Below are 21,628 nucleotides of genomic sequence, written 5' to 3'. Positions count from 1 at the left end.
ACCCGTACCACCACCCGCACAGCCCAGGAGAAACACCATGTCCTCGTCCCAGCCCCTGAGCGGCGTCGTGCCGCCCGTCTGCACTCCTCTGGACGCGTCGGGCGAAGTCGACACCGCCTCGCTCGCCCGGCTTGTCGAGCACCTCGTCGGCGGGGGAGTGCACGGGCTGTTCGCCCTGGGCTCCAGCAGCGAGGTCGCCTTCCTCACCGACCGGCAGCGCGCCGTCGCCCTCGACACAGTCGTCGAGGCCGTCGCGGGCCGCGTCCCGGTCCTCGCCGGGGCCATCGACATGACCACCCCCCGGGTACTCGCCCACGCCGAGGCCGCCCACAAGGCCGGCGCCGACGCCCTGGTGGCCACCGCCCCCTTCTACGCCCGCACCCACCCGCGCGAGATCGCCGCCCACTTCCGCGCGGTCCGCTCCACCGTCGACCTGCCCCTGTACGCCTACGACCTCCCCGTCTCGGTGCACAGCAAGCTCTCCGCCGCCCTGGTGCGCGAACTCGCCGAGGACGGCACGCTGGCCGGGCTCAAGGACAGCAGCGGCGACGAGGGCGGCCTGCGCCGCCTCATGGTCGAACTCGGCGGACGCCATGGCCGCGCCGACGGCCCCGCCCCCTCCTTCAGCATCCTCACCGGCTCCGAACTGACCGTGGACGCCGCCCTGCTGGCCGGCGCCGACGGCGTGGTCCCGGGCCTCGGCAACGTGGACCCGGCCGGTTACGTCCGCCTCTACGACGCCGTGCGCGGCGGCGACCTGGACCGCGCCGTCAAGGAACAGGAGCGGCTCGTCGAGCTGTTCGGCCTGGTCGACGCGGGCCCGGAGGGCGAGATGGGCCGCAACTCCTCGGCCATCGGCGCCTTCAAACACGCCCTGCGGCTGCTCGGCGTGTTCACCCACGGCACCACCGCCGCCCCGCAGATCCAGCTCGGCGAGGACCACATCGCCCACGTCGAGCGGCACCTGCGCGGCGCCGGGCTGCTGCCGGTCCGATGACGGCACCGCACCCGGACGCACCGGTCATCGGCCTCGACCTGGGCGGCACGAAGATCGCCGCCGCCCTGGTCGGGACCGACGGCACGGTGCTCGCCCGGCACACCCTGCCCACCCCGGCGACGGAGGGCGCCGAGGTGGTGCTGGACGCCCTGGCCATCGCCGCCCGCGCGGTACGGGTCCACGGCACCACCGCGATCGGAGTCGCCGCGGCCGGCGTGATAGACCCCGTCACCGGGACCGTCACCAGCGCCACCGACACCATCCGCGGCTGGGCGGGCACCGCCCTCGCGGCCGGCCTCGCCACCCGTACCAGCCTCCCCGTGGCCTGCGACAACGACGTACGCGCCGCCGCCGCGACGGAACTGGACGGCCCGGACGACGACCGTACCCTCCTCTACGCCGCCGTCGGCACCGGTGTCGGCGGCGCCGTCGCCGCGGCGGGACGCGTGCTGCACGGCGTCGCCGGAATCGCCGGACACCTCGGGCACCTGCCCAGCCCGGAGGCCGACGGGCTGCCCTGCACCTGCGGAGCTACCGGCCACCTGGAGGCCGTCGCTGCGGGCCCCGCCATCACCGCCCACTGCGCACGGCTCGGCGGACAACCGGCCGACCGCCTCCAGACGGTCGCCGAACGCGCGGCCCGGGGCGACCCGCACGCCACCACCGCCATCAAGCTCGGCGCCCGTGCGACGGGCCGGGTCCTGGGCGGCCTCGCCAACGCGCTCGGACCGGACCGCGTCGTCGTCGCAGGCGGCGTGCCCCGCATCGGCGCCCTGTACTGGGACGCCCTGTGCGCGGCCTTCACCGCCGAACTCATGCCCCCGCTGCGCGACCTGCGCCCGCGCCCGCCGCGGGGCGGCGCCGACGCAGCGGTTCTCGGGGCGGCCGCGCTGCCCCGCACCCTGCCCCTGCACCAGCCCCCCACCACCGGAGCCACTTCATGACCCCGCCCCCGTCCCTGGCCGAGCGGCTCGAGGGCTGCCTGATCGTGTCCTGCCAGGCGCCTCCCGGCGACCCGATGCGCCACACCGACACCCTGGTCCGTATGGCCCTGGCGGCGCGCTCCGGCGGCGCGGCGGCCGTGCGCGTCAACGGCCCGGAGGTCGTCGCGGCCACCGTCGCGGCCGTCGACCTGCCGGTGATCGGCCTGTGGAAGGACGGCGACAGCGGCGTCTTCATCACCCCTACCGTGCGCCACGCGCTCGCCCTGGTGGAGGCCGGCGCCGCGGTCGTCGCCGCCGACGCCACCGCCCGGCCGCGGCCCGACGGCAGCACCTTCGCCGAGCTGGTCGAGGCCGTCCACGCGGCGGGCGCCCTGGTCATGGCCGACGTGTCCACGCTCGCCGAGGGCCGCGCGGCCGCCGACCAGGGGGCGGACTTCGTCGGCACCACCCTGTCCGGCTACGTGCCGGGCTCCCCGGTGCAGGTCGCCCCTGACCTGGCACTCGTGACCGACCTCGCCGGCGCGCTGGACACCCCGGTGATCGCCGAGGGCCGCATCGCGACGCCCGAGCAGGCTGCCCGGGCCCTGGCCGCCGGTGCGCACGGCGTCGTCGTGGGCACCGCCATCACGGCACCGACCGCGCTGACCCGGCTCTTCGTGGACGCCCTGGCGCCCTGACCCGGAACGCGCGAGGGGCGGTGGGAGACGACCTCCCACCGCCCCATGCCCGTGTGTGCCGCGCTCAGACCGCCGGAGCCGGGTACGTCGGGTACTCCACCCCGGAGACGTGCTGGACGACGCGGACGACCTGGCAGGAGTAGCCGAACTCGTTGTCGTACCAGAGGTAGAGGATCGCGTTGTCGCCCTCCACCTTCAGCGCGCCGGCGTCCACGATCGAGGCGTGCCGCGAGCCGATGAAGTCGCTGGAGACGGCGTCGGGGGCGCCGATGAAGTCGATCTGCCGCTTGAGCGGCGAGGTCAGCGACACCTCGCGCAGGTACTCCAGGACCTCTTCCCGGCTCGCCTCGCGGGCCAGCTGGAGGTTGAGGATCGCGATCGACACGTCCGGCACGGGCACCCGGATCGAGCTGCCGGTGATCCGCGCCTTCAGGTCGGGCAGCGCCTTGGCGACGGCGGAGGCGGCGCCGGTCTCCGTGATGACCATGTTCAGCGGCGCACTGCGGCCGCGGCGTTCCGACTTGTGGTAGTTGTCCAGCAGGTTCTGGTCGTTGGTGAAGGAGTGCACCGTCTCGACGTGACCGCGCAGCACGCCGTACTCGTCCTCCATCGCCTTCAGCGGCGGGACGATCGCGTTGGTGGTGCAGGACGCGCAGGACAGGATCCGCTCGTCCGGCTTGACGGTGTCGTGGTTGACGCCGTGGACGATGTTCGGGACGTCGCCCTTGCCCGGAGCGGTCAGCACCACCTTGTCGATGCCCGGACGCAGGTGCTTCGACAGGCCCTCGCGGTCGCGCCACTTGCCGGTGTTGTCGATGAGGATGGCGTCCTTGATGCCGTACGCCGTGTAGTCGACCTGCGCCGGGTCGTCCGCGTAGATCACCCTGATCGCGTTGCCGTTGGCGAGGATCGTGCTGTTGTCCTCGTCGACGGTGATCGTGCCCTGGAACTGGCCGTGCACGGAGTCGCGGCGCAGCAGCGAGGCACGCTTGACGATGTCTTCGGCGGCCCGCTCCCCACCGCCGCGGACCACGATGGCGCGCAGCCTGAGCCCGTTGCCCGACCCGGCCTTCTCGATGAGCAGCCGGGCGACCAGCCGGCCGATGCGGCCGAAGCCGTACAGGACGACGTCGCGCCCCTCACGCCGGTCGATCTTGTTGGCGCCGGTGGCCCCGGCGACGGCCTCGGCGGTGAACTCCTCGACCGACAGACCCCGGTCGTCGCCGCGGTAGGTCGCGGCGAGCATGCCGAGGTCGATCTGCGAGGGACCGAGGTCGAGCGTGGTGAGCGCGCGCAGGAAGGGCATCGTCTCGGTGACCGAGAGCTCCGCCCCGGCGATCTGGCGGGCGAAGCGGTGGGTCTTGAGGATGCTGACCACCGACTTGTTCACCAGGGAACGGCTGTGCAGCAGGATCGTGACGTCCTGCTCCCGGTGCAGCCTCCCGATCATCGGGATCATCGATTCCGCGGTCTCTTCGCGGTGCTTCCAGTTGGTGAACGAGTCGTCGTTGGCAGTCACGTCTCTATCTTTCGAGCTAGGCGGCGCTCATATGCTAACCCCATCGCGTTGATGATCGATCAAGTGGGCTCCCGGCTGATCAGATGAGTACGGAATCGGGTGCGCGTCTCGAACAGGGTTGCGCCGTGGACGACCGGGTACGCGAGGCTGGACCCGTGTCCGCGCCGATCGTCCGCGCGGGCCGCAACACCGCCGCTACCAGGGAATCTGCCATGGAGACACCCGCGAACGACCACCCCGTGACGCCCGCCCAGCGGGCCCTGGACACGCTCGCCGAGTCCACCGAGACCGCTGACAACACGGCGGCACTCGACACCCTCGCGAGCAGCGACGTCCTCGTGCCGGTGCCCGACGACGCGAACGACCAGGACGCCGCCGACCCCGGGATGCTGGCGCTGCCGGTACTGGAGCAGCAGGGCGGCAACCAGGTGGTGCCCGTGTTCACCTCGGAGCTGGAGATGGCCGACCTGCTGCCGTACGTCTCCCGCTACCGCATGGTGCCGCTGGGCGCCCTCGCCGCGCAGTGGCCGGCCGACGACCTGTCGCTGTCCATCGACGCCGGCTCGGAGCACCGCCTCACCCTCACGTCGGACGGCGTGCGCACCCTGCTGGCCCGTCCCTAGGAACGAGACCGGTGGCGAGGGCCCCCGCTGCCCGTCAGGGGCGGTGGCCCTCGTCGTCGCCCAGCGTGCGGGCCAGCGCGGCCCGCTGCAGCGGCAGTATCTCGGCGTGCAGGTCCCGGCCCCTCGGGGTGAGCGTGACGTACACGCCGCGCCGGTCCTCGGCGCACATGGAGCGGTGCACCAGCCCGTCCTTCTCCAGCCGGGCGATGAGCCGGGACAGCGCGCTCTGGCTCAGGTGGACCCGGCCGACCAGGTTCTGCACCCGGCACCGGTCGCCGGCCTCGGGCCCCTCGGTCACGAGGAGGTCGAGCACCTCGAAGTCGCTCGCGCCCAGGCCGTGCGGATGCAGCGCCCGGTCGATCTCGCACATCGTGCGCGCGTGCACGGACAGGATGTCCCGCCACCGTTCCTCGAGCCGCGCGCCGGCCGTCCTGGCTCCCATGGGTGAACGGTAGCACCGGAACCGATATTGGTTGAATGTGCAAATGGCCCGGTCGCCGGACAACGGGGCCCCGGCTGCGGGAAGGTGGACGGACACGGCAGGGGCGGGCCCGCGCGCAGGGAGGACGAGATGCTCAGGACCCCCGTGCACGGCACGCGTCTCGACATCCTGGAGTGGCTGAAGGATCCGGCCGCGCACTTCCCGTCGCAGCGCCGCGTCGACGCCGCCGAGCACGGTGTCCACGCGGGCCCCGTCGCCGCCAAGCTCGGGGTGCCCCGCCGGGTGGCCGAGACCCACCTGGGCCTCCTCGCCGGACTCGGCCTGCTCCGCACCAGGAGGATCCGGCGCCGCACGTACTACCGGCGCGACGAGGTGCGCATCGCCGAAGTGGCGCGGATGTTCGAGAAGGGCTGGTAGGCGCACGCAGCCTCCCGAGGTGCCCCTGACGCCGCCCCGGCGTTAGGCTGAGCACCAGCCGCGGCCCGCAGGGACGCGGCACGGCGGTGGGGCCCGCCGTACCCGAACCGCGGCTCGGACGCCGCCAACGGTCCCTACTTGACTTGCGCAGGGGGCACCCCCTGCCCGGCGAGTAGGAGACGTACGACCATGACACTCCCGAAGACCGGGCGCCCGGGCGGGATCCCGGCCACCGCCCCGAGGCGGTCCGGGTGGCGCACCCAGGCACCGGTCGTCGCGGTCGTGGCCCTCGGCGGCGGCACCGGCGCCGCCGCCCGCTACGCCGCCTCCCTGTGGTGGCCGACGCAGAGCGGCAGCTTCCCCTGGACGACGTTCGGCGTCAATGCCGTCGGCTGTGCCGTGATCGGCGTGTTCATGGTGGTCATCACCGAGGTCCGGCCGGCCCACCGCCTGGTCCGGCCCTTCTTCGGCACCGGCGTGCTCGGCGGCTTCACCACGTTCTCCACCTACGCGGTCGACACCCGGTACCTGTTCGCCGACGGCCAGGCCCGCACCGGCCTGGCCTACCTCGCCGCGACACCGCTCGCGGCACTCACGTCGGTGTGGCTCGCCGCATGGGCGGCCCGCCGGCTCCTGAAGCGGAGGCAGTCATGACGAGGCTGACCGGCGGCGCCCTGCGCCTGACCGTCTACGTCGGCGAGAACGACACCTGGCACCACCGCCCCCTCTACTCGGAGATCGTCCACCGCGCCCACGCGGCCGGCCTCGCGGGCGCCAGCGTCTTCCGCGGCGTCGAGGGCTTCGGCGCCTCCTCGCTGATCCACACCACCCGGCTGCTGTCCCTGAGCGAGGACCTGCCGGTGGCCGTCGTCGTCGTCGACACCGAGGAGCGGGTGCGGGACTTCCTGCCACTGCTCGACGAACTCGTCACCGAGGGCCTGGTCACCCTCGACCCGTGCGAGGTCGTCAGGTACGAGGGCAGGAGGCCGTCGTGAACTGGCTGCTGGTCGTCGCGGGCGGCATGGTCGGCGCCCCGCTGCGCTACCTCACCGACCGCGCGGTGCAGTCCCGGCACGACTCGGTCTTTCCCTGGGGCACCTTCACGGTGAACGTGATCGGCAGCCTGGTCCTCGGCCTGCTGACCGGTGCCGCCCTGGCCGGGGCGGCCGGCTCCGAGCTGCGGCTGCTGCTCGGGACCGGGCTGTGCGGCGCCCTCACGACGTACTCGACCTTCTCCTACGAGACACTCCGGCTGACCGAGACCGGCGCGCGGCTGCACGCCGCCGTGAACGTGCTGGGGAGCGTGGCGGCCGGCCTCGCGGCGGCGTTCGCGGGGGTGACTCTGGCCGACGCGCTCTGGACCTGACGCCGGCCACACAGCTCGGTGTAGTAGGAACTGGATGCCATGAGCGCCATCAGCATCGGTCAGGCCGTCGTCCTCGGAGCCGTCGAGGGGGTGACCGAGTTCCTGCCGGTCTCCTCCACCGGACACCTCAAGATCGTCGAGGGGCTGATGGGCATCCCGGTCGACGACGACGCCGTCATCGGCTTCTCCGCCGTCATCCAGGTCGGCGCGATCGCCGCCGTGCTCGTCTACTTCTCCAAGGACATCGCGCGGATCGTCTCCGCCTGGGCGCGCGGGCTGCGCGACCGGGAGGAGAGGTACCACCACGACTACAAGTTCGCCTGGTGGGTCATCTTCGCCACCATCCCCATCGTCGTCGTCGGCCTGGCCGCCAAGCCCCTGATCAAGGGCCCCCTCGCCTCGCTGTGGGTGGTCGCGGGCTCGCTGATCGTCGGCAGCGGCGTGATGTGGTGGGCCGACCGCACCGGCCGCCACAAGCGGGGTGAGGACGACACGTCCTTCAAGGACGCGATGCTGGTCGGCGGCTCCCAGATCCTCGCCCTGCTCTTCCCGGGCTTCTCCCGCTCCGGCGCCACCATGTCCACCGCCCTGATGCTCGACCTCGACCGGGTCGCCGCCACCCGGCTGTCCTTCTTCCTCGGCATCCCGGCCCTGACCGGGGCGGGCCTGTACGAGCTGAAGGACGCCCTGGGCACGGGAGCGGGCGCCGCGCCGCTGGCGGTCGGCACCCTCGTCTCCTTCGTCGTGGCGTACGCCTCCATCGCCTGGCTGCTGAAGTTCGTCGCCAAGCACTCCTTCAACGCGTTCGTGATCTACCGGATCGCGGTCGGCGTCCTGCTGTTCGGGCTGCTCGGCGCGGGCGTGCTGCACAGCTGACCGCCGAGCACCGGGCACCGCGCGCCGACCGGTCAGCGGGCGGCGCGCAGCGGCTCGCCGACGCTCCTCATGTGCCGCAGGGCCTCGCGGTGCGAGGCCAGCAGCCCCGTCTGGTGGTACGGCACGCCCAACTCGGCGCAGTACGCCTCGGTGATGGCCTGGGCCCGGCCCAGGGCCGGGGTCGGCATGCTGGGGAAGAGGTGGTGCTCGATCTGGTAGTTGAGGCCGCCCATGAAGGCGTCGACGAGCACACCGCCCCGCACGTTGCGGGAGGTGAGGACCTGACGGCGCAGGAAGTCCAGCCGCATGCCCTCCTCGATCATCGGCATGCCCTTGTGGTTGGGCGCGAAGACCGAGCCCAGGTAGATCCCGAACAGACCCTGGTGCACGGCGAGGAAGACCAGCGCCTTGCCGGGGGAGAGGACCGTGAACAGACCGCCGAAGTACAGCGCGAAGTGGGCCACCAGCAGCGTGCCCTCCAGCACCGGCCGCTTCACGGCCCGGCTGCCCAGCGCCTTGAAGCTGTTGAAGCTCAGGTTGAGGCCCTCCAGCGTCAGCAGCGGGAAGAACAGGGCGGCCTGGTGCCTGCCGACGAACCGCGGCAGCCCGGTCGCCCGGCTCGCCTGACCGCGTGACCACACCAGGATGTCGGGGGAGACGTCCGGGTCCTTCTCCTCGTGGTTCGGGTTCGCGTGGTGGCGGGTGTGCTTGTTCATCCACCAGCCGTAGCTCATGCCCAGCAGCAGGTTGGCCGCCAGCAGGCCGCCCGCCTCGCTGGGGCGCCGGCGCGAGAAGACCTGCCGGTGGGCGAGGTCGTGGGCCGCCAGCCCCAGCTGGCCGAAGACGACGGCGAGCGCGACCGCCACGAACAACTGGCTCCAGCTGTCCCCCAGGGAGACGAACGCCGCCACCCCGCCGGCGAGCGCCAGGGCCACCGCACCGAAGCGGACCGTGTAGTACAGGGGGCGGCGCCGGAGCAGACCCGCGTCGGCTATGCGCCGGGAGAGTTCGGAGAAATCGCTCCCCTTCTCGCGTTCCTTCTCCCGGGCGGGCGTGGGCTGGCTCTCGACGAGCACCGTTGATTCGACCATGTACGTGAGTATGTGAAAGGCGTCGCGCCCGCAGAATGGCGTCCGCCCCCGAAACGGGGGTGAGGCCAGCACCACCCCGGTACGGGGGTCCACCCACCGCCCGCTCTCCGCCGCCCGGAACGTCCCGGGGGGACAATGGCGATCATGAGCACACCGACGACCTTCCGGCCGGTCCTGGAGCGCATCGCCGAGGAGATCGAGCGGACCCCGGGCAGCGGCCGGCCCGCCGACTACATCCCCGCGCTCGCCGCCCGCGACCCGCGCCGCTTCGGCATGGCCGTCGCCGAGTTGGACGGCACGGTGTACGGGGTGGGGGACTGGCGGGAGCCGTTCTCCGCGCAGTCCATCACCAAGGTGTTCACCCTCGCCCTCGACCTGGCCAGGGAGGGTGACGCCCTGTGGGAGCACGTGGGCCGGGAACCGTCCGGCAACCCGTTCAACTCCCTGGTGCAGTTGGAGTACGAGAACGGCATTCCGCGCAACCCGTTCATCAACGCGGGCGCCCTCGTCGTCACCGACCGCCTGCACACCCGTACCGGCGACGCCGCGGGTGAACTGCTCGCCTTCCTGCGGGCGGAGAGCGGCAACCCGGACCTCGCCCACGACGCGGAGGTCGCCGCCTCCGAGGCCGCGCACGGGGACCGGAACGCCGCGCTGGCGCACTTCATGGCGTCGTACGGGAACATCGACAACGCCGTGCCGGTCCTCCTCGACCAGTACTTCCGCCAGTGCTCCGTCGCCGCGTCCTGCGCCGACCTGGCGCTGGCGACCGGGTTCCTGGCCCGGCACGGGATCCGCGCCGACGGCACCCGGCTGCTGAGCCGCAGCCGGGCCAAGCAGATCAACGCGGTGATGCTGACCTGCGGTACCTACGACGCGGCCGGCGACTTCGCGCACCGGGTGGGGCTGCCGGGCAAGAGCGGGGTGGGCGGCGGCATCATCGCGGTCGTGCCGGGGCACTGCACGCTGTGCGTGTGGAGCCCCGGCCTGGACGAGCGCGGCAACTCGGTGGCCGGGGTGGCGGCCCTGGACCGCTTCACCACGCTGACCGGACTGTCGGTGTTCTGAACGTGCGCGACACTCCCGTCAACTCTCAACTCCCGTCGTCCCGCACGAGCTTGAGCCGCAGGGCGAGTGCCATGACACCTGCGCCGAGCCCCGCGACGCCCAGGATCGCGCCGGTCTCCGGCCAGCCCGGCTCGTCCTCGGCCGGCTTCGCGGCGGCCACCGCGGCGGGCGCCGCCTGCGGTCCCTGCCGGGGCCGGGCACGCTCGGAGATCAGCGAGCCCACCGGGTCGACCTCCCCGTCGGCCTCGAAGCCCCAGTCGAGCAGCGAGCGGGCCTCCTCGTAGACGGCGTGGCCGCCGCCCTCCTGAGGATTCATCACCGTGACGACCAGGGTCTGTCCGTCGCGGCGGGCGGCGGCGATGAGCGTGTTGCCGGCGTTGCTGGTGTAGCCGTTCTTGACCCCGATCAGCCCGGGGTACGGTTCCACGCCGTCGGCTCCGGTGAGCAGCCGGTTGGTGTTCATGATCCCGTAGGAGCCGCCGTCGCGGCCGGGGAACAGCGCGTCGACCTTGGCGCAGTACCGGGCGAAGTCGGGGCGCCGCAGCCCCTCCCGGCCGAAGACGGCCAGGTCGTACGCCGACGAGACCTGGCCCGGGGCGTCGTACCCGTCCGGCGAGCGGACGTGGGTGTCGAGGGCGCCGAGCGCGCGGGCCTCGGCCTGCATCCGGGCCGCAGTGGCGCTCCAGCCGCCGGTGAGCGAGGCGAGGACGTGCACGGCGTCGTTCCCGGAGTTGAGGAAGACGCCGTTCCAGAGGTCGGAGACGCGGTACGTCTCGCCCTCCACGACACCGACCAGGCTGCTGCCCGGACCGATGCCGGACAGGTCCTCGGTGCTGACCTCGTGACGGATGCCGCCGGGCAGGGCGGGCAGCACCGTGAGGGCGAACAGGGTCTTGAGGGTGCTGGCCGGCGGCAGTTCGCGGTGCGCGTCGTTCGCCGCCAGCACGTCGCCCGTGCCGGCGTCGGCCACGACCCAGGACAGGGCGGAGACATCGGGAACCCGGGGCGCTCCGGGGTGCGGCCGGACCTGGGTGCCCAAGCGGTGCAGCGGCGACGTCCCGGCCGCCGCGGCACCACCGGGCGGGCCGGGGTCCGGCCGCTCGGTACGGGCGGCCGCGGTGGCCGGCACGAGCGTCAGCAGCCCTGCCACACAGAGCATGCAGGTGGATCGAGCCGCCCGGGATGCCCGGAGTGAGAATCCGATAGTCATACCGCAAACGTAGGAACGGCCCCCCGCACCGCCACCCTGACCGGGCCGGGCCCGCCGCGCAAACACCCGGATGCCGTAGCGGAGGCCCGGGGGTGGGGGCGGGGACGACGGCATGTCACGGCCGGGGTGCGGGTCAGCCGGCGGGCAGCGTCGGCTGCACCTGCCGCAGGAAGGTGGCGTTGTCCGGCGTCCGGCGCAGCCGCTCCAGCAGGGTCTCCAGGCCGGACTGCCCGTCCCGGGTCCCCAGGGCCCGCCGCAGCCCGCGCACGGCGGTCGTCTCCGCGGGGGTGAGAAGGAGCTCCTCGCGCCGGGTGCCCGAGCCGACCGGTTCGACGGCCGGGAAGACCCGTCGGGAGGCCAGCTCCCGGCTCAGCCGCAGTTCCATGTTGCCGGTGCTCTTCAGCTCCTCGAAGTAGAAATCGTCGGCCCGCGAGCCGGTCTCCACCAGGGCGGTGGCGAGGATGGTGAGGGAGCCGCCCTCCTCCGCCTTTCGGGCCGCGCCGAAGAACCGCTTGGGTCCGAGCAGCGCCCCGGCGTCGACACCGCCGCTGAGCGTGCGGCCACCGGAGGAGGCGGCGTTGTTGTGCGCCCTGCACAGCCGGGTGAGGGAGTCGAGGAGGATGACGACGTCCTCCCCGGCCTCGACGAGCCTCTTGGCCCGCTCGATCACCAGCTCGGCGAGCGCGATGTGCTGCTTGGCGCTCTGGTCGAAGGTCGAGGAGTACACCTCGCCCCGCACCGAGCGCCGCATGTCGGTGACCTCCTCGGGGCGTTCGTCGAGCAGCACCACCATCAGCCGGGACTCGGGATGGTTGCCCGCCACGGCGGCGGCGATCTGCTGGAGGAGGACGGTCTTGCCGGTCTTCGGCGGTGCCACGATCAGGCCGCGCTGGCCCTTGCCGAGCGGCGCGATCAGATCGGTGACGCGTCCGGTGAGACCGGCCGCCGGGTGCTCGAGCCGCAGCCGCTCGTGCGGGTGCAGCGGGGTCAGGTCGGCGAAGTGCCGGCGCTTGCTCCCCCGGTGGGGCGTACGGCCGTTGACGCGGACGACCTCGGTCAGGGTGCGCCGGTCGCCGTGCACTCCCTCGACGAGGTCGCCCTTGCGCAGCCCGTGCCGGCGGATCAGCGCGGGGGAGAGGGCGGGGTCGGAGGGCTCGGGCTGCAGGTTCGTGCCCCGCAGGCGCCCCTTCCCGCCCGCTTCGATGTCGAGGACACCGCTCGCGATCTCGGCCGGGGGCTGCTGGGCAGGGGGGTGTTCGAGTGTGGTGGTCATGTGGTCGGTCCTTTCGAGGACACGGGCATGGAACATGCGGAAGGAAGGGGGAAGCCGCGCGAGGGGTCGGACGACACGCCTCCGGACGGCGGGAACAGCACCTCGGGCACGGCGGGGATTGAAGCCCCTGCTCACGAGGTTGTGCTGAGAAGCGGACGCACCGGTCACGCCAGGACGGGCGGATCCGCGAACCGAAGAGAAACTGGCACCGGCGCCCCGTTCACGGGAGCGTACACAAGTGCTGAGAGCACCCTACCACGATTTCACTGCATGGTCCCGACCCGCTCGGTGACGAGCCGCCGGTAGTTCGGGAACCGGGTGACGTCCTCGAACTCGCAGTTCAGGCCGCCCTCGATGAGTTCCAACGAGGCCCGGGCCGCCGCGATCGTCGACCGGAGGTCTTCGGCGGCGGGACGGAGGATCGCGTGCCGGGTGGCGCGGTCGGCACCGGTGGTCAGGCTCCTGATGGTGTGCAGCCCGAGGCCGGCCTCCTTCAGGAGGAGGATCGTCGCCACCTGGGTGAGGTCGTCCGCCCCGTAGCGGCGGCGCCCGCCGGCGTCCCGCCCGGGGTGCAGCAGGCCCATCGCCTCCCAATGCCGCAGCACGTGTGTGGCCAGGCCGAAACGCGCCGCCAGGGCGCCGATGCCCAGGCTCTCGGAGCCGCCGTCGTCGCTTGACTTCATGCCGACATCAAGTCGCAGCATGAGACCCATGTCCATGAATCGGAAAGCACCGGCGGATCACCGCGACACCGAAGCCCTGCTGGCCGTCCTCGACTCCGCGGACCGGATGCCGGGCGCCGCTCGACTGCGGGCCCGCTCCTACGAACTGCTCTCCCTCGTCCCGGGCTCGACGGTCGTGGACGTCGGTTGTGGCGCCGGACGAGCCGTCGCCGAGCTGGCCGAACGCGGCGTCCGCGCGGTGGGCGTGGACCCCGGTCCGGGGATGCTCGAGGCGGCCCGGGAGCGGTGGCCGCGGGCCGAGTTCCGCCAGGCGGGGGCGGAGGACCTGCCCTTCCCCGATGGAAGCCTGCACGGCTACCGCGCGGACAAGGTCTTCCACGTGCTTCGGGAGCCGGCGCGCGCGGTGGCGGAGGCGCGTCGGGTCCTCCGCCCGGGCGGCAGGATCGTCCTGCTCGGTCAGGACTGGGACGCCATCATGATCGACTCGGCCGACCCGGTGCTCACCCGCACGATCGTGCAGGCCCGCGCCGACCTGCTGAACACGCCCCGCGCCGGTCGCCAGTACCGCGGTCTGCTCCTGGCCGGCGGCTTCGAGGACGTCGCGGTCGAGGCGCACACCAGTGTGTTCACCGACTCCGCGATGCTGTCGCTGCTCGTGCGGCTCGCCGAGTCGGCCTGCGCCGGTGGCGCCGTGGACCGCGACCGGGCGGACGAGTGGCTCACCGAGCAGCGCCGACGCGCCGAGGCGGGCCGCTTCCTCGTCGCCATTCCGTTCCTCGTGGCCTCGGCCACCGCATGAGCTCAGCCGGCCCGACGCACCCGTGCCTCCTGCGTCCGCCCCGTCGCCTGCGCCTCCTCGGCGATCCGCTCGAACTGCGCGGCCATGGCCGCCTGGAGGGCCTGTGCGCCGGAGAGCGGGCGCACCATCACCGTCAGTTCGGCGATGCGGCCGGACGCGTCGAGGTGCAGGAAGTCGCAGCCGCTGATCTCGCGGTCGCCCACCCGGGCCGCGAAGACCAGCGCGTGGTCGCGGCCGTCCGCCTCGCCGATGACGCGTTCGTAGCGGAAGTCCTCGAAGACGCGCTCGACCGCGCGCAGGATCGCCGCCGTGATCGCCTTGCCCCGGTAGGGCTTGAAGACGACCGGACTGGAGAACACCACGTCCTCGGCCAGCAGTGCCTCGACGGCGTCCATGTCGTGTGCCTCGACCGCCGCACGGAATGCCCGCATCGCCACTCCCTCATAGTGCGCTATTACTGAACTATTTGAATAGGTGTGGAGTAGAGTAGTCGTTGCGGTGCTCGCTTGCTAGCGTGTCGACATGTCTCTCAAGTACGCCGTCCTGGCCGCCCTGCTGGAGGGCGAGGCATCGGGCTACGAGCTGTCCAAGATCTTCGACGTGTCGCTCGCCAACTTCTGGCCCGCCACGCCGCAGCAGCTCTACCGGGAGCTGGAGCGCCTCGCGGGCGACGGACTCATCGCGGCCCGGACCGTGCCACAGGAACGCCGGCCCACCAAACGGCTGTTCTCGCTCACCGAGGCGGGCCGGGAACAACTCGGCGTGTTCGCCGCCGAGCCGACCCGGCGGCCCACCGCCGTCCGCGACGAGTTCCTGATCAAGATGCAGGCCATGGACGGCGTCGACCCGGCGGCGGTCCGCGCGCTGCTCGAGGAGCGCAGGGCGTGGGCGCTGGGCAAACTCGCCCGCTACGAGCGGGTGCGGGAACGCCTCCTGGACGGCCGCACCGAGGAGGAGCACCTGCGCGAGGCCGACCGCGTCGGGCCCTACCTCACCCTGGCCGCCGGGATCACGTTCGAGCGGGAGAACGCCCGCTGGTGCGAGCGCGTGCTCACCGTGCTCGACGGGCGCCGCGCTCCCATGGGGCCCGCCGGGCAGCCCCTAGGCTGACCGGATGTTCAGCCCCGAAGGCCCCACCCTGCGCGAACTCGCCGTCCAGGCACTGTCGTCGGTCGAGCGCGGCTACGACCTGCTCGCCCCGAAGTTCGACCACACCCCGTACCGGACGCCGGACCGGGTGCTGGAGGCCGCGGCCCGCGCGCTGGAACCGCTGGGCCCCTTCGCCGCCGGACTCGACCTGTGCTGCGGCACCGGCGCGGGCGTCGACGTACTGGCCCGGGTGTGCCAACGGGGCGTGACCGGCGTGGACTTCAGCGCGGGCATGCTGGAGGTCGCGCGCCGGCGCACCCTGCCACCGGGCCCGGCGGTCTCCTGGGTGCGCGCCGACGCCCGCGCGCTGCCGTTCGGCCCCGCCTTCGACCTCGTGGTGAGCTTCGGGGCGTTCGGCCACTTCCTGCCCCGCGAACTGCCGGGCCTGTTCGGCCAGGTGCACTCCGTCCTGCGGCCGGACGGCTGCTTCGCCTTCCCCGTCGTCGCGCCGCCCCGGCCCGGCTCCCCGGGGTACTGGACCCTGCTCGGCTTCGACGCGGCGATGCGGGTGCGCAACGCGCTGTGGCGGCCCCCGTTCGTCATGTACTACCGGACGTTCCGGCTCGGGGACGTGGGCCGCGAGCTGGCGCGGGCCGGATTCCGGACGGGCCTGCACGCCCTGCCCGAGTTCGGCCGCCGCCCCGACGGCAGCCCGCGGGTCCGGCTGGTCGTGGCCCGGCGCGTGACGCAGCGCCGGGTCAGCCCGCCGCCGCCGGCAGGGTGAACTCGTAGACCAGAGCGTCCTGCCGGGTGTCCACCAGGAGGTCGGTGATCTCCAGCGGCCGCGCGTACTGGTCGTGTACCCGCCGCACCACCCGGACCGACGCGGTCTCGGGCTGGAGCGTGATGGTGTCCCGGTGATGCAGCGTCAGGCCCGCCCGGCGCATCCAGTCGTAGGCCCGGCGCAGCTGCGCGCAGGCGACCCCGTCGGCACGGTCGCGATAGCGGGCCAGCTCCTCGACCTCGGCGAGCGCCACGGCGGAAAACGATGTCACGGCCGTGCGCCTGCCGTTGCCCCCGGCCGCCGCCGACGCGTAGTGGTGCATCAGGGTCGGCCGGCCCGGCACCAGCCCCAGCGCCGCGGCGTGCTCCGGCGGCGGCGTCCCCCAGACCACGGTGGCACGGTCGCCGGTGCGCGGCTGAGCCGCCCGGGCGCCGACCGGGAAGACCAAGGGAGCCGGACTCCCGGCGGGCTGTCCCGGCAGGGCGACGTGGGTGCCCCGCCGGTCGGTGCTGAGCAGGCCGTCCCTGCGCAGCACGTCCAGGGCCTGCCGTACCGTCTCCCGGCTGACGCCGAAGTGCTCCGCCAGCCGGCGCTCGCCGGGCAGCCGTTCCCCCGGCGGGACGGTCCCGTCACGCAACTCGCCGAGCAGTTGGTCCGCCACCCGCCGGTACAGGGGCGGCCGGGCCGCGGCGGGGGACGGGTCGGCGGAATACTGGTCGTGCGGAGTGGTGCGGGCCATGCCGCGCCTCCTGTTGATGACGTACGGTAGCCGTGCGGGCTCGGTGCGCCACCAGGATTACCATTGGTCTAAACCAGCTGGGAAGACCGGTCCGCCGGTTCGGCCGAAACACCACCCACGAACCTCAGGCGTAGCGGCTCAGCCAGCGCACCTTGGCGGCCTCCTGGTACGGGCCACCGCCCTCGTGATCGTTGAAGTCGTACACCTCTATCGTCCGGTCCTCGTGCGACCAGGCGTTGAACGCGGCGAAAACGGTCGACGGCGGGCAGGTCTGGTCCTCCAGGGCTGCCGAGAACAGGGCCGGCGCCCGGCCCCGCGCCGCGAAGTGCACGCCGTCGAAGTAGGACAGCGTGCGCAGCGCGTCCCCGGTCCGGCCGCGGTGCGTCTTCAGATACAGGCCGATCTCCCGGTAGGGGTGCCGGTCGGTGAGCGTGACGGCGCGCGGGAAGTCGCACAGGAACGGCACGTCCGGCGCGACGGCGACCAGGTCGGGCACCAGGCCGCCCACCGCTATCGTGATGCCGCCGCCCTGGCTTCCGCCCAGCGCCACCGTGCGCGACGGATCGGTCAGCGGGTGGGAGCGGGCCGCCTCGACGGCGCGCACGGCGTCGGTGAAGACCCGGCGGTAGTAGTAGTTCTCCGGAGCGTCCAGGCCGCGGGTCATGAAGCCCGGGTACGCGGGCGCGCCACCGACCGGGTCCGGGGTCCCGCCGCCGCCGCCCCAGGCGCTGCCCTGGCCGCGGGTGTCCATCACGAAGTGGGCCCGGCCGGTGGACGCCCACAGCAGGTGCCCGTGCGGCAGCCCGCGCCCGCCGCCGTACCCGACGAACTCCACGACCAGCGGCAGCGGCTCGTCCGCCGCGGCCGGCAGGATCAGCCAGCCCTTCACCGGATGGCCGCCGAACCCGGCGAACGTCACGTCGTACACCCGCACCGTGGACAGTCCCGTGTCGACCGGTTCGAAACGGGCGTCCAGATCGTGCTCGCGGGCCTCGGCGAGCGTCTTGCTCCAGAACGCGTCGAAGTCCTCGGGCTCGGTCGACGTGCTGCGGTAGGCGTGGAGTTCGTCGAGCGGAAGGTCGAACAGGGCCATCGATGACCGCCTTTGCGGGGAGACGCGGCAGACCGTACGGATGATCACACGGTACGTGAGCACCTTGAACAGACGCCAGGTCCGGCCCTACACGGCAACGGTGTGGACGGAGTGCCGTCAGGCCCGGCGGTGGGTCCACTGCGGCTCGGTGAGCGCCCAGTCGCGGTCCCACTCCGCCATCCGCCGGCGCAGTGCCACCGCGCGCACGGCACGGTGCGCGAGGAGCACCGTGAGCACCGTCCCGATGGTGGTGAACGAGCCGACGGTCGCGCTGTGCTGCCAGATCTCGGCACCGTCCGACGGCGGGGGCACGCTCCGGCCGTGCGAGTCCAGCCACACGTCGACGCTGTCACCGTGCCGGGCGCCGGCCGGCACCTGTGCCGTGGTGCTCTTCTCCGTGCCGTCCGCCGCCTTCCAGTGGACGGTGGCACGGTACGAGTGCTGTCCGCCGAGCTGTCCCGTCGACAGCGCGCCGGGGGTCCGGTCCTCCACCGTGGCACGGACGTGGTGCCGCTCCGCCCGCTGCTCGGCGACGATCGCCTGCGCCTGTCCGTGGCCCCACCACGCGGTCGCGGCACCCAGCACCGGCGCCGCGACGAACAGCAGGAGGGCGACGACCACCGTGGTCCACGCCTCGACGACGTCCGACCGGCGCCGCAGCGGATTGCGCCGCCAGCGCCAGCCGCGTACCCGGGTTCGCATGTCGACCTCCCCGCGATCACCGCGACCGGAGGGCGGACGGACGGCCGTCGAGCGCGGGGGCCGCCGCGCCTTCGTGTCGCGCCACGTGTGCGAGTGCCCGCACTGGACTGGTACCCAGTCCTGCGGGCCTCGCTCACGAACCGGGCGGATCAGCCGAAGCGCTCGATGCGGATCCGGTCCACCGGCTGTCCGGCCGCCACCAGCAGCCGCGACGCGTGCTCCGCGAACGCGTTGGACCCGCACACGTAGGCCTCCCAGCCACCGGCGGGCGGCTCGGCCAGGAGCGGTGCCAGGTGCGCGGAGGTCAGCCGGCCCACCGGCGTCCCGGCCGGCGCGGTGCGGGTGAACACGGGCGTCGTCTCCGCGCCGAACTCACGGGCGTAGATCAGCTCCTCGGGACCGCGCGCGGACACCAGGAGCCGCAGCGGCACGGTCAGCCCCCGCGCCCGGTGGTGCCGCACCATCGACATCAGCGGTACGACGCCGGATCCGGCACCGAGCAGCAGGGCGGGCCGGTCGCCGGGCCAGGCGAAGAAGCCGCTGAGCGGGCCCCGCACCTCGATCTCGTCACCGGGCCGCGCCTCGGTGTGGAACCAGCCGGACACCTCCCCGTCCGGCACCCGGTCGAGGGTCAGCTCGATGTGCCCGGACTCGTCCGGGGCGGACGCCAGCGAGTAGTGGCGCTGGGCCCGGTAGCCGTCCGCGGCGGTGAGCCGCAGCATCAGGTGCTGGCCGGGCAGGTGGCCCGCCCAGCCGGGCACGGCGAAGCGGAAGGTCGACGCACGGGGCGTCTCGCGGCGGATCTCGGTGAGCGTGGCCGTCTGCCACGTCCCGGCCACCCGGCCGTTCACCTCGATGCGCCCGGGCACGGCGAACCGCGCCGGGGGAGTGAAGGCACCTGCCGTGTGCATGGCTGTCTCAGTCACCGGAGTACCGCTGCTCCTCCCAGGGATTGCCGCGGGCGTGGTAGCCGTTCTGCTCCCAGAAGCCCGGCTCGTCGTGGTCGAGGAGCTCCAGCCCCGCCACCCACTTCACGCTCTTCCAGAAGTACAGGTGCGGCACCACCAGACGTGCCGGGCCGCCGTGCTCGGGGGCGAGCGGCTCCCCGTCGTACTCCCACACGATCCACGCGCGCCCGCCGGTCAGGTCCGCGAGCGGCAGGTTCGCGGTGTAGCCGGTGTGCGCGTGGGCGACCGCGTGCGTGGCCGACGGCAGCGGGCCCGCCGCGTCCAGGAAGGCGTCCAGCGAGACGCCGCCGAACCGCACCCCGAACTTCGACCAGCCGGTGACGCAGTGGATGTCGCCCGCGTACCCGGACGCCGGCAGCAGGCGGGCCTGTGCCAGGTCCCAGGTGCGGGGCTCGGCCACCAGGCCGCCCACCCGGAAGGTCCAGTCGGCGGGCGCGATCTCGGGCGTGACCTCGGCGGACAGCACGGGCCAGTCGTCGCCCGCGTCGTACTGGCCGGGCGGCAGCCCCCGCCGGGCGGCGCGCGGGCGTCCGGTGAAGCCTCGGGTGGTGTTCATGCGGTGGAGCCTTTCGGGCCGCCGGGGCGGGCTGCCCGCGGCCGGCGTCATCGTGCGTACCGGTCAGTGCGTACCGGTCAGTGCGTACCGTCAACCGTACGTGGACCCGGCGCCGCCCGGTCCCGCTCCCCGTCCGGGGCCGCGCCCGGCCACGCGTTGTACCGCTCCAGATACCCGGCGAAGCGGAGCAGGTCCTCCTCCGCCCAGTCGGCGAGCCGCTCCCGGAAGGCCGTCCGGCGGCGCTCGGTGACCCGGTCCAGGGCCTGTCGTCCGGACTCCGTCAGGTGCAGGACCTGGACGCGGTGGTCGTCCGGGTCGACGCGCCGCTCGATCAGCCCGGCGCGCTCCAGCGCGGACACCTGGCGGCTGACGGTGGACTTGTCCAGCGCGTAGTGGGCGGCCAGATCCGTGGCCCGGCGGCCGTCCCGCTCCTCCAGATGCCCGAGCAGCGTGTACGACACCAGGGACAGCTCAGGGTGCATGCGGCCCGCCGAGGCGCGGGCCCGGCGGGCGAAGACCGTCATCTCACGCTGGATGGTCTCCACGGCCGTGTCCGCGGGGCACCCGTCGGGAACGGCGGTCGTCTCGTCCGGTGTCTCGGCAGCCGTCACGGTTCCTCCTCCGCATTGCTGGTTGCACAGTACAACTCCGGAGAAGAGGTTGTATGAGTCAACTACGTGCGCGGGGGCCGTCGGCGTCTGATCACTGGGGTAGTGTGACCGTCGGCCGCGGACCGCCCCGGCCCGCCGTGCGACTGGGAGGTGAGACCGATTACCGCTGTGTCGGCCCGGGTGCTCTCACCTCACGCCAGTGCGGTCACCGGAGACGAGTGACCGGGAGAGTGCCCTTCGGTTCCCGAAAGGCTCTCGGCTTCCATGCCTCACACCTTCCCCGCCTCACCCACCCCCGCGTCCTCCCCGGACCTGTTCTCCGCGTCCCTCCCGACGCCGGACGCCGTCGTGGCCGCGCTGCGCGCCGCCGGCTGCGTCTTCGCCGAGGACGAGGCCGCGCTCATCCTGACCGCCGCCCGCAGCGCCGCCGAACTCACCGAGCTCGTCGACCGCCGCGTCACCGGACTGCCCCTCGAACTCGTCCTGGGCTGGGCAGGGTTCCGCGGCCTGCGCGTCGCGGTCGCCCCCGGTGTCTTCGTGCCCCGCCGCCGGACCGAGTTCATGGTGAGCGAGGCCCTGGCCCACGCGCCGCACGCGAACGTCGTCGTGGACCTGTGCTGCGGGTCCGGGGCCGTCGGCGCGGCCCTGGCGGCCGCCCTCGAACGTCCCGAGGTGCACGCCGCCGACGTCGACCCGGCCGCGGTGCGCTGCGCCCGCGGCAACCTCGCGGACGCGGGCGGCCGGGTGTACGCCGGTGACCTGTTCGACGCGCTGCCCGACGCGCTGCGCGGCCGGGTGGACATCCTCGCGGCCAACGTGCCGTACGTCCCCACCGGTGAGGTCGCCCTGCTCCCCGCCGAGGCCCGCGACCACGAACCGCTGGTCGCCCTCGACGGCGGCACCGACGGCCTCGACGTGCTGCGCAGGGTCGCGGCCGGGGCACCCGGCTGGCTCGCCCCGGGCGGCTGCCTGCTGGTCGAGACGAGCGAACGCCAGGCGCCCGACGCCGTCGACGCCTTCACCCGGGCCGGCCTGACGACCCGCCTCGCGGTCTGCGAGGAGCTGTACGCCCACGTGGTGATCGGCGTCCGGGACTGACGC

27 protein-coding genes are annotated in these 21,628 nt (G+C 73.3%); 14 read left to right on the top strand and 13 right to left on the bottom strand.

Features of this window, described 5'->3' with window-relative positions; translation table 11 throughout:
* The first annotated feature begins 37 nt into the window (after nt 1-37).
* From IE258_RS15035 to IE258_RS15025, 3 genes are read left to right on the top strand one after another with little or no spacing between them, the layout of a single operon-like run.
* Nucleotides 38-997 (top strand): dihydrodipicolinate synthase family protein, encoded by a 960-nt coding sequence (locus IE258_RS15035; RefSeq protein ID WP_189743705.1) that lies wholly within the window; start codon nt 38-40, stop codon nt 995-997.
* Nucleotides 994-1,941: an ROK family protein gene (locus IE258_RS15030; protein ID WP_189743703.1), complete on the top strand. Its 948-nt coding sequence runs from the start codon at nt 994-996 to the stop codon at nt 1,939-1,941. Before IE258_RS15035 ends, IE258_RS15030 begins: the two co-directional genes overlap by 4 nt.
* Nucleotides 1,938-2,618 (top strand): N-acetylmannosamine-6-phosphate 2-epimerase, encoded by a 681-nt coding sequence (locus IE258_RS15025; protein WP_189743702.1) that lies wholly within the window; start codon nt 1,938-1,940, stop codon nt 2,616-2,618. Before IE258_RS15030 ends, IE258_RS15025 begins: the two co-directional genes overlap by 4 nt.
* 64 nt (nt 2,619-2,682) lie before the next feature.
* Here IE258_RS15025 and IE258_RS15020 read toward each other — a convergent pair whose 3' ends face one another.
* A complete protein-coding gene (locus tag IE258_RS15020; RefSeq protein WP_189743700.1) occupies nt 2,683-4,137 on the bottom strand; it encodes a glyceraldehyde-3-phosphate dehydrogenase in 1,455 nt (484 codons plus the stop codon).
* Between the two features lie 212 nt (nt 4,138-4,349).
* Between IE258_RS15020 and IE258_RS15015 the strand changes: the two genes are divergently transcribed.
* On the top strand, nt 4,350-4,760 hold the full coding sequence (locus IE258_RS15015; protein WP_189743698.1) for an SseB family protein: 411 nt from the start codon (nt 4,350-4,352) through the stop codon (nt 4,758-4,760).
* A gap of 34 nt (nt 4,761-4,794) precedes the next feature.
* Here IE258_RS15015 and IE258_RS15010 read toward each other — a convergent pair whose 3' ends face one another.
* Nucleotides 4,795-5,202 carry a MarR family winged helix-turn-helix transcriptional regulator gene (locus IE258_RS15010; protein WP_189743696.1) on the bottom strand — a complete coding sequence of 136 codons (408 nt, stop codon included), beginning with the start codon at nt 5,200-5,202 and terminating at the stop codon, nt 4,795-4,797.
* Nucleotides 5,203-5,331: 129 nt separating this feature from the next.
* Between IE258_RS15010 and IE258_RS15005 the strand changes: the two genes are divergently transcribed.
* The 5 genes from IE258_RS15005 (at nt 5,332) to IE258_RS14985 (ending at nt 7,861) form a co-directional block, all read left to right on the top strand.
* On the top strand, nt 5,332-5,619 hold the full coding sequence (locus IE258_RS15005) for a helix-turn-helix domain-containing protein (RefSeq protein ID WP_189743694.1): 288 nt from the start codon (nt 5,332-5,334) through the stop codon (nt 5,617-5,619).
* Between the two features lie 189 nt (nt 5,620-5,808).
* The gene (gene crcB, locus IE258_RS15000; protein ID WP_189743693.1) at nt 5,809-6,273 is read left to right on the top strand and encodes a fluoride efflux transporter CrcB; all 465 of its coding nucleotides are present in this window, start codon (nt 5,809-5,811) and stop codon (nt 6,271-6,273) included.
* Nucleotides 6,270-6,614 (top strand): DUF190 domain-containing protein, encoded by a 345-nt coding sequence (locus tag IE258_RS14995; protein WP_127894385.1) that lies wholly within the window; start codon nt 6,270-6,272, stop codon nt 6,612-6,614. Before crcB (IE258_RS15000) ends, IE258_RS14995 begins: the two co-directional genes overlap by 4 nt.
* The gene (crcB, locus tag IE258_RS14990) at nt 6,611-6,985 is read left to right on the top strand and encodes a fluoride efflux transporter CrcB (RefSeq protein ID WP_189743692.1); all 375 of its coding nucleotides are present in this window, start codon (nt 6,611-6,613) and stop codon (nt 6,983-6,985) included. The genes IE258_RS14995 and crcB (IE258_RS14990) overlap by 4 nt, the downstream gene beginning before the upstream one ends.
* 39 nt (nt 6,986-7,024) lie before the next feature.
* Nucleotides 7,025-7,861, top strand: coding sequence for an undecaprenyl-diphosphate phosphatase (locus tag IE258_RS14985; protein WP_189743691.1), 837 nt, complete (start codon nt 7,025-7,027; stop codon nt 7,859-7,861).
* Nucleotides 7,862-7,893: 32 nt separating this feature from the next.
* Here the strand turns inward: IE258_RS14985 and IE258_RS14980 are convergent, their stop codons facing one another.
* On the bottom strand, nt 7,894-8,952 hold the full coding sequence (locus IE258_RS14980) for a fatty acid desaturase family protein (protein WP_189743689.1): 1,059 nt from the start codon (nt 8,950-8,952) through the stop codon (nt 7,894-7,896).
* A 135-nt stretch (nt 8,953-9,087) separates the two neighbouring features.
* Between IE258_RS14980 and IE258_RS14975 the strand changes: the two genes are divergently transcribed.
* Entirely contained in the window at nt 9,088-10,020 is a 933-nt protein-coding gene (locus IE258_RS14975; RefSeq protein WP_189743687.1) for a glutaminase, read from the top strand.
* Nucleotides 10,021-10,045: 25 nt separating this feature from the next.
* On the opposite strand, the gene IE258_RS14970 is transcribed toward IE258_RS14975, so the two are convergent.
* The 3 genes from IE258_RS14970 to IE258_RS14960 form a co-directional block, all read right to left on the bottom strand.
* On the bottom strand, nt 10,046-11,230 hold the full coding sequence (locus IE258_RS14970; protein WP_189743685.1) for a D-alanyl-D-alanine carboxypeptidase family protein: 1,185 nt from the start codon (nt 11,228-11,230) through the stop codon (nt 10,046-10,048).
* A gap of 133 nt (nt 11,231-11,363) precedes the next feature.
* Nucleotides 11,364-12,638, bottom strand: a complete 1,275-nt coding sequence (gene rho, locus IE258_RS14965) for a transcription termination factor Rho (RefSeq protein WP_189743683.1) — start codon at nt 12,636-12,638, stop codon at nt 11,364-11,366.
* A 128-nt stretch (nt 12,639-12,766) separates the two neighbouring features.
* Nucleotides 12,767-13,186, bottom strand: coding sequence for a MerR family transcriptional regulator (locus tag IE258_RS14960; protein ID WP_189743681.1), 420 nt, complete (start codon nt 13,184-13,186; stop codon nt 12,767-12,769).
* Between the two features lie 28 nt (nt 13,187-13,214).
* Here IE258_RS14960 and IE258_RS14955 point away from each other — a divergent pair, with 28 nt between their 5' ends.
* Complete coding sequence (locus tag IE258_RS14955; RefSeq protein ID WP_189743679.1) at nt 13,215-13,985, top strand: methyltransferase domain-containing protein; 771 nt, start codon at nt 13,215-13,217, stop codon at nt 13,983-13,985.
* A gap of 2 nt (nt 13,986-13,987) precedes the next feature.
* On the opposite strand, the gene IE258_RS14950 is transcribed toward IE258_RS14955, so the two are convergent.
* On the bottom strand, nt 13,988-14,416 hold the full coding sequence (locus tag IE258_RS14950) for a nuclear transport factor 2 family protein (protein ID WP_189743677.1): 429 nt from the start codon (nt 14,414-14,416) through the stop codon (nt 13,988-13,990).
* A gap of 91 nt (nt 14,417-14,507) precedes the next feature.
* Here IE258_RS14950 and IE258_RS14945 point away from each other — a divergent pair, with 91 nt between their 5' ends.
* Nucleotides 14,508-15,095 carry a PadR family transcriptional regulator gene (locus tag IE258_RS14945; protein ID WP_189743675.1) on the top strand — a complete coding sequence of 196 codons (588 nt, stop codon included), beginning with the start codon at nt 14,508-14,510 and terminating at the stop codon, nt 15,093-15,095.
* 4 nt (nt 15,096-15,099) lie between these two features.
* Complete coding sequence (locus IE258_RS14940) at nt 15,100-15,858, top strand: class I SAM-dependent methyltransferase (RefSeq protein ID WP_189743673.1); 759 nt, start codon at nt 15,100-15,102, stop codon at nt 15,856-15,858.
* On the opposite strand, the gene IE258_RS14935 is transcribed toward IE258_RS14940, so the two are convergent.
* The 6 genes from IE258_RS14935 to IE258_RS14910 all read right to left on the bottom strand — a co-directional run bounded on the left by IE258_RS14935 (nt 15,833) and on the right by IE258_RS14910 (nt 20,527).
* Nucleotides 15,833-16,597 carry a GntR family transcriptional regulator gene (locus IE258_RS14935; protein WP_189743671.1) on the bottom strand — a complete coding sequence of 255 codons (765 nt, stop codon included), beginning with the start codon at nt 16,595-16,597 and terminating at the stop codon, nt 15,833-15,835. The two genes, IE258_RS14940 and IE258_RS14935, sit on opposite strands and share 26 nt — an antisense overlap.
* A 124-nt stretch (nt 16,598-16,721) precedes the next feature.
* The gene (locus IE258_RS14930) at nt 16,722-17,690 is read right to left on the bottom strand and encodes an acetylxylan esterase (protein ID WP_189743669.1); all 969 of its coding nucleotides are present in this window, start codon (nt 17,688-17,690) and stop codon (nt 16,722-16,724) included.
* A gap of 117 nt (nt 17,691-17,807) precedes the next feature.
* The gene (locus tag IE258_RS14925; protein ID WP_189743667.1) at nt 17,808-18,392 is read right to left on the bottom strand and encodes an Rv1733c family protein; all 585 of its coding nucleotides are present in this window, start codon (nt 18,390-18,392) and stop codon (nt 17,808-17,810) included.
* A 149-nt stretch (nt 18,393-18,541) separates the two neighbouring features.
* On the bottom strand, nt 18,542-19,303 hold the full coding sequence (locus IE258_RS14920) for a ferredoxin reductase (RefSeq protein ID WP_159326445.1): 762 nt from the start codon (nt 19,301-19,303) through the stop codon (nt 18,542-18,544).
* A gap of 7 nt (nt 19,304-19,310) precedes the next feature.
* Nucleotides 19,311-19,916 (bottom strand): sulfite oxidase-like oxidoreductase, encoded by a 606-nt coding sequence (locus IE258_RS14915; RefSeq protein WP_189743665.1) that lies wholly within the window; start codon nt 19,914-19,916, stop codon nt 19,311-19,313.
* A 77-nt stretch (nt 19,917-19,993) separates the two neighbouring features.
* Nucleotides 19,994-20,527 carry a MarR family winged helix-turn-helix transcriptional regulator gene (locus IE258_RS14910; RefSeq protein ID WP_189743663.1) on the bottom strand — a complete coding sequence of 178 codons (534 nt, stop codon included), beginning with the start codon at nt 20,525-20,527 and terminating at the stop codon, nt 19,994-19,996.
* Between the two features lie 264 nt (nt 20,528-20,791).
* On the opposite strand from IE258_RS14910, the gene IE258_RS14905 reads away from it, so the two are divergent.
* Complete coding sequence (locus IE258_RS14905) at nt 20,792-21,625, top strand: putative protein N(5)-glutamine methyltransferase (RefSeq protein ID WP_189743662.1); 834 nt, start codon at nt 20,792-20,794, stop codon at nt 21,623-21,625.
* Nucleotides 21,626-21,628: the final 3 nt, after the last annotated feature.

Source organism: Streptomyces tendae, from assembly GCF_014650435.1.
GTDB lineage: Bacteria > Actinomycetota > Actinomycetes > Streptomycetales > Streptomycetaceae > Streptomyces > Streptomyces tendae.
This window is presented reverse-complemented; position numbering and strand designations above follow the sequence as displayed.